At 70.8% G+C, this 8,343-nt stretch carries 6 protein-coding genes; 4 read left to right on the top strand and 2 right to left on the bottom strand.

What is annotated here, in order from left to right; genetic code table 11:
* Positions 1 to 762, bottom strand: a 762-nt coding sequence (locus N5079_RS33395; RefSeq protein WP_261588207.1) for a hypothetical protein, incomplete at its 3' end; no start/stop codon positions are given.
* A gap of 76 nt (positions 763 to 838) precedes the next feature.
* Between N5079_RS33395 and N5079_RS33390 the strand changes: the two genes are divergently transcribed.
* Genes N5079_RS33390 through N5079_RS33375 form a run of 4 tightly spaced genes read left to right on the top strand, consistent with a single transcriptional unit; the run spans position 839 to position 2,394 of the window.
* The gene (locus tag N5079_RS33390; protein ID WP_261588206.1) at positions 839 to 1,240 is read left to right on the top strand and encodes a hypothetical protein; all 402 of its coding nucleotides are present in this window, start codon (positions 839 to 841) and stop codon (positions 1,238 to 1,240) included.
* Positions 1,241 to 1,275: 35 nt separating this feature from the next.
* Complete coding sequence (locus tag N5079_RS33385) at positions 1,276 to 1,854, top strand: NADAR family protein (protein WP_261588209.1); 579 nt, start codon at positions 1,276 to 1,278, stop codon at positions 1,852 to 1,854.
* Positions 1,851 to 2,174: a hypothetical protein gene (locus N5079_RS33380; RefSeq protein WP_261588205.1), complete on the top strand. Its 324-nt coding sequence runs from the start codon at positions 1,851 to 1,853 to the stop codon at positions 2,172 to 2,174. The genes N5079_RS33385 and N5079_RS33380 overlap by 4 nt, the downstream gene beginning before the upstream one ends.
* The gene (locus tag N5079_RS33375; protein WP_261588204.1) at positions 2,167 to 2,394 is read left to right on the top strand and encodes a transposase; all 228 of its coding nucleotides are present in this window, start codon (positions 2,167 to 2,169) and stop codon (positions 2,392 to 2,394) included. Before N5079_RS33380 ends, N5079_RS33375 begins: the two co-directional genes overlap by 8 nt.
* Positions 2,395 to 2,782: 388 nt before the next feature.
* On the opposite strand, the gene N5079_RS33370 is transcribed toward N5079_RS33375, so the two are convergent.
* Positions 2,783 to 8,239 (bottom strand): carboxyl transferase domain-containing protein, encoded by a 5,457-nt coding sequence (locus tag N5079_RS33370; RefSeq protein ID WP_261588203.1) that lies wholly within the window; start codon positions 8,237 to 8,239, stop codon positions 2,783 to 2,785.
* Between the last annotated feature and the right edge of the window lie 104 nt (positions 8,240 to 8,343).

Raw genomic sequence — 8,343 nt, 5'->3', positions numbered from 1 at the left:
TTGGCTGGGCAGCAGGCGGACACGGGTGTCTGGTGCGCTGAGCTCGGTGCGCAGTTGTCGGTTCTCGGCGGTGAGTTGGTTGACGACCCGAACGAGGCTTTGTACGTCCTTCCGCAACTGCGCGAGTCCCTCGGCGTCCTTGACCCGCAGTTCCTTAAGCTTGGTGATCTGCTTGCGCAGCCGCTTCTCACTGTCCGGCATCTGCCCACGGACGCGGACCTTGCCGCAGAACTCGTTCTTCAGATCAAGGTGACGCTGGGTGAGCGGGTTGCGCGGGACCCCGGCTTCCATGGCGAGGGCGACCATGGTCAGGGCCCCCTCGGAGTGCTGCGGGGCGCCGGCCAGGATTCGGTCCATCACGGCGCGGATGCGGTCGCGCTCGTCAGGAAAGGGGGTCATGTGGTGGCTTCCTGGCTGGTGATGCGGGTGCGGTCGTGCTCGTCGGCGAGGTCCCGCCAGACGAGTCGCGTTGGCCCGGGCCCGCAGGCGGGTGCCGAGGGGGTCGGGGACGTGGCGGGCGCGGTTGCCCCGGTGAATGGCGTGCTCGCGCAGTTGGCCGGCGTGCCGGTCGGTGCGTGCGATGTTCAGGCAGGATCTGACGCAGCGGTCCAGGCTAGGGCTGCCCTTCACACCGTCGCGGTGACACAAGCCCCGGCCCCGGTTGTAGACGCACATCAGCAGCGTGTTCGGGTTGCCGTAGACGGCCAGGTCGGCGTTGACCGGATCTTCTGGTGGATCAACCTGCGGCAGTAATGTCAGCATCAGCCTCCCGCCCTGGACGCCGTGGCGTAACCTCCGAAGGACTACGCCACGGACCACCAAGAGGGACGCGGACGCGATGATCCAGCCCGGCGACTACGGCCTCCCCGGTTCGCTGACCCGGGTGCTGGCCGACGTGGCAGCCGAACGGGCCGCCCAGGACGCCCGATGGGGCCTGCAAGAACACCCCGACGGCACCGGACCGGAGTACGCGCCCGACGCTGACCTGGCCAAGCGCGCCGTGGCCGATGCCTTGGCCGAGGGCCGGCTGACCTGGCGGCACATCCTGCACGAAGAGGTGCTCGAGGCGTTCGCCGAGGACGACGCGAGCCGCCTGCGTGAGGAGCTGATCCAGGTCGCCGCCGTGGCGGTCACATGGGTCCAGGACATGGACAGGCGTGCCCAGTCCGCCGGCGGCCCGCCATCTGGAGAAGCCATCTCGCCTTCACGGGCCGCCGCGGAGGGAAGCACACCGCCATAACTCGATGGCGAGGGCGAGACCGCTTGTGGCACGGTGTGGACGTGTCCGAGCAGATCTTGTCGCCCCGCAGCGTGGACGAGGCGATCGCCGCGGAACAGGCGGGTTGTGCCCTTCGCTACCTGTACTTCTGGGGCCACCGGCCCGCGCGCGATGGCGGCGTCGGCCCCGGCTGCCTGTCACAGTGGTGGCCGGTCACCTTCACCGAGGACGGCCACACCTACGCCTCCGCCGAGCACTACATGATGGCGCACAAGGCATGGCTGTTCGACGACCCCCAGACCGCCGAGCGGATTCTCTCGGCAGGCCATCCGGGCGAGGCCAAGACGCTCGGCCGGGCCGTACGCGGCTTCGACGAGCAGGCCTGGAACGCCTGCCGCTTCGACATCGTGGTCCGCGGCAGCACCGCCAAGTTCGGCCAGAACCCCGAGCTCCTGCGGTACCTTCTCTCGACCGCGGACCGGGTCCTGGTCGAGGCCAGCCCGACCGATCGGATCTGGGGCATCGGCCTGACCGCCGATGACGACCGCGCCGCCTCCCCCACCACCTGGCAGGGCCTCAACCTGCTCGGCTTCGCGCTCATGGCGACCCGCGAAGCCCTGGAGACGAGACGATGAGCTTCGGCACCTACGCCCGGCGCGTACGCGACCGCACTCTTCCGTACGGCTCGCGCTACCTCGCGCTGCGCTCACCGACAGTTCCTCGGTTGAGCAACGTGCTCGATGGGGGCGAGATGCTGATCAACGTGACCATCGGGATGGACGTCGGTACCTGGAGTTCTGTGACGGTCGCCTCGCCGACTGATCTCCAGGACCAGCTTGACGAGCTCAGCGCCGCGTTTGAGGGTCGTGTGACCGATTACGAAAAGAGCGTCCCAGCGATACGAGACATTCCTGGTTTCCTTAGCGCCATGCGCAGGCTCGCCGCCCTTGATTGACGAGCCTCCGGTCGCTGTCCACCGACCTTCCCCCCTCTACCTGGACGCCGCGGTAAAGCAGCTGCGCGAACAGGGCTTCCCGGTCACTGACGCGATGTGCGCCCGACTGTCGCCGATCTTCTACGAGCACATCGACTTCCTGGGCCGTTACGCCTTCACCCGCGCCGATGTCACCACCGGGCTGCGTCCCTTCCATAAGGCCGCCCAGCAGCCGGAATGAGTACACCGCGCCGGATCGGCGTACATGACCGGCTCCCTGCGGCGGAGTTCTCACCGCGGCGGCCTCGGAGTCGTTGCTGGGCGCCGAGCTCGGCACCAGCGACCCGCCGTTGGGCTGGGTAACGCGTATCGCCACGAACGACTCCCGGCGCGTGACCGGGGGCCGTGACGTTGGACCAGGGTCGGCTTGCTGACCGGCCCCGGTCTGGAGCCGGAGCCCCTGGCCGACGAGTACGTCACCGGTCGCCTCGATGGCCCAGCCCGTTGACCTGCGTCTGTAACGCGCCTCTGAATGCGGTCGAGGACTGGAGACGGCGCATCATGCCACCGCGCCAGTCCCCCCTACTCAGGGCCTGCCGTGGGCCTTGGGCGTCAGGTGGAGTTTGGGGCTAACGCAGATGGGACTCGATGGCCTCGATGATGCGCGGGCGGAGTTCGGCGGCGCGGATGACGGCGTCGACGGAGCCGACCTCGACCGCGCGCTGGATGTTGTGCACGCGGTCGAACTCTGCGGCCACCTCGCCGAGCTTCTCCGCGCGGACCGACGAGCGGAGCTCGTCGAGCTCCGCGGTCAACGCGGCGCGGTCGGCGCCGGAGGTGGCCGCGACGCGGGCCTCCAGGTCCCACATGCGCGGGTCGGCCGCAGTGCGGGCGTTGACGTCGCCGGAGAACACCACCGCGGCGGCGGGGGCGCCGCCGAGCACCGAGGCGAACGAGCCTTCCAGCGCGAGTACGGTCATGTTTGGGTTCAGTGCCTTCGAGAACACCACGAACGCGCCGCCGTGGTACCGCGAGATCACGCAGAACACAATGGGCCCGCGGAAGTTCACGATCGCGCGGCCGATCTCGGCGCCGTACTCCAGCTGCAGCTTCCGCATCGACTCCGGCGAGCCGTCGAAGCCCGACAGGTTCGCCAGCACCACCAGCGGCCGGTTGCCGCTGGCCGCGTTGATCGCCCGCGCGGCCTTCTTCGACGACCGCGGGAACAATGTGCCCGCGGTGTAGGTGTCCGGGCCGTCGGTGGGCGGGAAGCCGCGCCGCGGCACCGCCCGTGACTCGATGCCGAGCAGGCACACCGGCATGCCGCCGAGATGCACGTCCTGCACCACTGCGGTCTCCGCGTCGGCCATGCCCGCCCAGCGTTCCAGCACCAGGTGGTCCTGGTCGGAGAGCGCCCGCATCACGGTCCGGATGTCGAACGGCTTCTTGCGGTCCGGGTTGGCCTCGGCGGAGAAGATCTCGCCGACGGTGGTGAAATCGCTGCCCTCCACGGCATGCGGGAAGTCGGAGATGTCGCGGTCGACGGGGTCGGTCGTCTTCGCGCGCCGCGGCGCCTCCTCGCCGGGTGCGACGTACGTGTGGTCGTAGTACGACATCAGCACGTCCCGCGCGGCGGCCAGGTTCGGCGCCCAGTACTGCGCCTGCCCGTTCGGGCCCATCACCCGGTCGTAGCCGCCGATGCCGTAGTTGTCCTCGGCCGACACGCCACCGGAGAAGTCGAGCGACTGCTTGCCGGTGAGCACCATCGCCGAGTCCGGCGTCATCACCAGGATGCCCTTGGTGTGCATGAGCATCGTCGCCTCGGCGTTCCAGTACGGCTGCGCGCCGACGTTGATGCCCGCGACCACGATGTTGATCTCGCCGCCGTCCTGGGTGAACTCGACGATCCGCTTGAGCGCCGCGGCCACCCAGTCCATGTTCTCCGTGCCAGACTCCATGGAGATCCGGGCGCCGGCGGACAGCGCGTACCACTCCAGCGGAACCCGCATCCGCTCGGCCAGGTCCAGCGCGGCGATCACGCGGCGGCACTCCGGCTCCGACAGCGCGCCGAGCGACTTCGTCGGGTCGCCGAGCAGCACGACCCTGGTGACGCCCTGCGGGTGCCGCCGGGTCGGCGTGGTGACCACGCCCGCGACGATCGCCGCGGTGTTGCGCCCCTTCGGCCGGTCAACCGGCACCAGCGCGTGGTCGTCGTCGAGGTCGTGCTCGACGAAGTCGCCGAGCAGGCCGGTCAGCTCGTACGGGTACACCGTGTTGCGGCTGCTCGCGCGGAGCACCTTCTGCCGGTAGTCGTCGAGCGGCTCGACCGGCTCGACCGACGGCTCGCCGACGGACAGCACGGTGCCGCCGGTGGAGTCGAAGGAGATGCGCACGGCGATCTTGGTCAGCTCGCCGGTCTTCCGGTCACGCTGCCGCGCGATGAACAGGATCTCCTCCAGCCCGGCGCCCGCGGTCGTCGGCAGCACGCGCCCGGCGATCATCTCCAACTCCGCGCGGGTGATGTCGCTCGGCGGCCAGACGTAGACCACGATCCGGTTGGTGTTGAGGCGTTTGTTCGACGGTCGCCGCGACTGCGCGCGGCGGATCGAGTCGAGGCAGGTGGCGATCATGTCCTCGGCCGTCGGCAACGCGACCAGCCTGCCGTCGTGCTCGCGCAGCTCGGTCAGGTCGCGCACCTGCGCGAACGCGACGAGGCGGTCGTCCGACGGGTTCTCCCGCGCCACGCACTGGAAGAGGTAGACCTCCTCGTCCGACGACGGCAGCCGGGTGAGGTCGAACTTGCTCAGCCGCTCCAGCTGCATCCGCTGCGCGATGTACGGGTGCAGGCCGCGGATCAGCCGCTCCTCGGTCATCCCCGTGGTCGACGGGCGGAACGTGAAGTGATGGTGCATCACCGCGCCGCCGCTGCCCGCGACGGTGGCGGTGAGCCTGCGAACCTGGTTTGGCAGCGAGTGCGCGCTAACGACCTTGTGCAGCGCGGCCGCCATCGCGTCGAAGTCCTCCGGCTGCTCCTCCCAGGCGAGATAGATGTCGGCGTCGATGGCCTCCTCGCCGCTCGCCAGCTCCGCGAGCCCGCGCAGAGCGCGGCCCAGCGCTTCGAAGCTCACCGCAGCAGAGACCACGCACGAGCCCGCGCGCTCGGCGACCACGAACGTGCAGCCCACGACCTCGCTGGCGCGGACGCCGGTGAGACCCTTGTTGCCGTAGTACCGCCGGGTCAGCACCTCCAGCATCACCGAATTGTCCAGGTCGGCGCGGACAAGCCGCTGGCCGAGCAGCCGCACCAGCGGCTCGGTGCTGCGCACCATCTCGGCGATGCGCTCGGCGCGGTCCGGCGCGTCCGGGTGCGCGTCCAGGTGGCGCAGGTGCTTGCGAACGTCGGCGTAGACGCGGGCGCGGTTTCGGCGCAGCAGCGGCTGGGCGAACCAGGCGAACACCACGCCGCGCGCGAGGTCCGCGACCACAGGGAAGCGGACCTGCGTCGCGGCCACCAGCCGCTCCAGCGCGAGACCGGCGGGCTCGCGCAGCGTCTCCTCCGGCGGCGGCTCCCACAGCCACGCGCGCAGCAACGTCGCGATCACCGTGGCGTCGGCGGACGCGCGTCGCTGGGCGAGGAAGATCCGGAACACCGCGGCTTCGAGCTCTGGGGAGCGCTCCAGCTCGCTGACACCGTAGTGCCCAAGCGCCTTGGCGAGCTTGGCCTGGAACGCCTCCGGCAGCCCGGCCCGCTCGACGTCGAGGCTCTGCAGGTAGGTGTGGAAGTACTCGCGGGCGCTGTACACGTGGCCGTCACCGCCGCCCTCGGCCGCCGGCCGGTTGCGGCTCAGCTCGGCGAGGTCGGCGAACACGTCGACGAGCTCGAGCTCCTCGGCCAGCGGCCGGCGGCCGTCCTCGATGACCGCCCGGCGCGCGGCGAGGTAGTCGTCGAGCACCCGGCGCTCGTCGTGCGGGTCGACGTCGAAGCCCAGCAGCAGGCTGCGCAGGTCCTCCTGGCCGCGCGTGGTGCGCTCCCGCGCCGGGATCGTCCCGGGCGCGGCGGGCAGGTCCAGCTCGACGGACCCGGCGGCCGAGGTGTCTTCGACTTCGGCGTCGGCGAGCGGCTCCAGCCGCAGCAGCGGTGCCCCGGTCTCCACCTGGCTGCCCACGGACACGACGCATTCCTTCAGCCGCGCCTTGAACGGCGCCCGCAGCACCGTCTCCATCTTCATGCTCTCCAGCACCAGCACCGGCGCGCCCGCCTCCACCTCGGCGCCGACCTCCAGCGGCGTGGCGACGACCAGCGCCGGCGCGGGCGAGCGGACGACACCGCCCTCGTCGCGGCTGACCCGGTGCGTCACGCCGTCCACCTCAACCAAGTGAATCGGCCCATGCGTGCCGGTGACCAGGCGGTACCAGGTGCCGTTGACAACGATCTGCCCGGTGTGCCGGTCGAAGCGGTCGAGCTCGACGTCGGCGGTGCGGACGTCGCCACCCGCTTCGACGCCGACGCGGAACCGATGCGCGCCGACCCGAGCGACGCGCACGCGGTAGCCGACGCCACGCAGCTTGAAATCCAGCGGCCGGCCGCTCTCGTGCTGCACCTGCGGGCGCCCCCCGAACGCCGTCCACAGCAGCCGCTGCCGCTCGGCGCGTTCCTCCTCCTCGTACGCCTCGATGGCGGCGGCCGCCAGCGCGACGCCGGAGTGCCGGTGCGAGACGAGCCTGCCCTCGCCGCGGACGCGGTCGATCCAGCCGGTGTCCGCGCTGGCGTCGATCACCTCGGGCTGGCCGAGCAGGTCGAGCACGAAGCTCTTGTTCGTGGCGCCACCCTCGATGATCACCGTGGTCTGCGCCATCGCCCGGCGCAGCCTGCCGAGCGCCTCGTCGCGGTCGCGGCCATAGGCGATAATCTTCGCGATCATCGAGTCGAAGTCGGCGGGGATGGTGTCGCCCTCGCTGACGCCGGTGTCCACGCGGATGCCCGGCCCGGCGGGCAGGTCCAGCCGCGCGATGCGGCCCGGGGAGGGCGCGAAGTCGCGGTCGGGGTCTTCGGCGTTCAGCCGGGCCTCGATGGCGTGCCCGCGCTCCACCGGCGGCTCGCCTTCGAGCCTGCCGCCTGATGCCACCCACAGCTGCGCCTTGACCAGGTCGAACCCTGTGGTGGACTCGGTGATCGGGTGCTCTACCTGCAGGCGGGTGTTGACCTCGAGGAACGCGAACAGCTTGTCGCCGGGGCGGTAGAGGAACTCGACGGTCGCCGCACCGCGGTAACCGACCGCGACGGCCAGCCGTTCGGCCGACGCCTTGAGCCCGGCTGCCTGCGCAGGGCTGAGCACCGGCGACGCCGACTCCTCGATGACCTTCTGGTTGCGCCGCTGCACCGAGCAGTCGCGGACGCCGAGCGCCCACGCGGTGCCCTCGCCGTCAGCGATCACCTGGACCTCGACGTGCCGGGCACCGGTGACCAGACGCTCCAGGAACACGATGCCGCTGCCGAACGCCCGCGCGGCCTCCTGGCTGGTGCGCTCGTAGGCGTCGGCGAGCTCGGCCTCGTTCGTGATCACGCGGATGCCGCGCCCGCCGCCGCCCGCGGTCGCCTTAAGCATCAGCGGGTAGCCGATCTCGGCCGCCGCCGCCAGGGCGGCGTCCAGGGTCTCGACCGCCCCGCGGCTCCACGGCGCGACCGGTACGCCGACCTCCTCGGCGATCAGCTTCGCGCCGATCTTGTCGCCGAGCTTGCGCATGGCCTCCGCGCTCGGCCCGACGAAGGTGACTCCGACCTTCTCGCACAGCTCCGCGAACGCCGGGTCCTCTGCGACGAAGCCCCAGCCGACCCACGCGGCGTCAGCCCTGGTCTCCACCAGCGCGCGCTCCAGCACCTTCAGGTCGAGGTACGGGCGCTTGGACGCGGGACCGAGATCGTAGGCGATGTCGGCCTCGCGCACGAACGTGGCGGTGCGGTCGACGTCGGTGTACAGGGCGACGGTTTCGATCGGTGTCGCGGTCTCCGCGGCCAGCTCCCGGACGGCGTGGATGAGCCGCATCGCGGCCTCACCACGGTTGACAATGGCGACACGACTGAACACCCGACCAAGCCCCTCCGTTGACTGTGCGCGCCCTTCCCTGCGGCGCCCCGCCCCGCGCCTGTACAGCCTTACCTCTACTGGCCGGTAGGGGAATGTCGCAGAGG

Origin of the sequence: Planotetraspora sp. A-T 1434 (assembly GCF_025420585.1) — a bacterium.
Taxonomy (GTDB): domain Bacteria; phylum Actinomycetota; class Actinomycetes; order Streptosporangiales; family Streptosporangiaceae; genus JAOEGB01.
The sequence above is the reverse complement of the archived record's forward strand: the minus strand, read 5'-3'. Positions and strand labels throughout refer to the sequence as shown.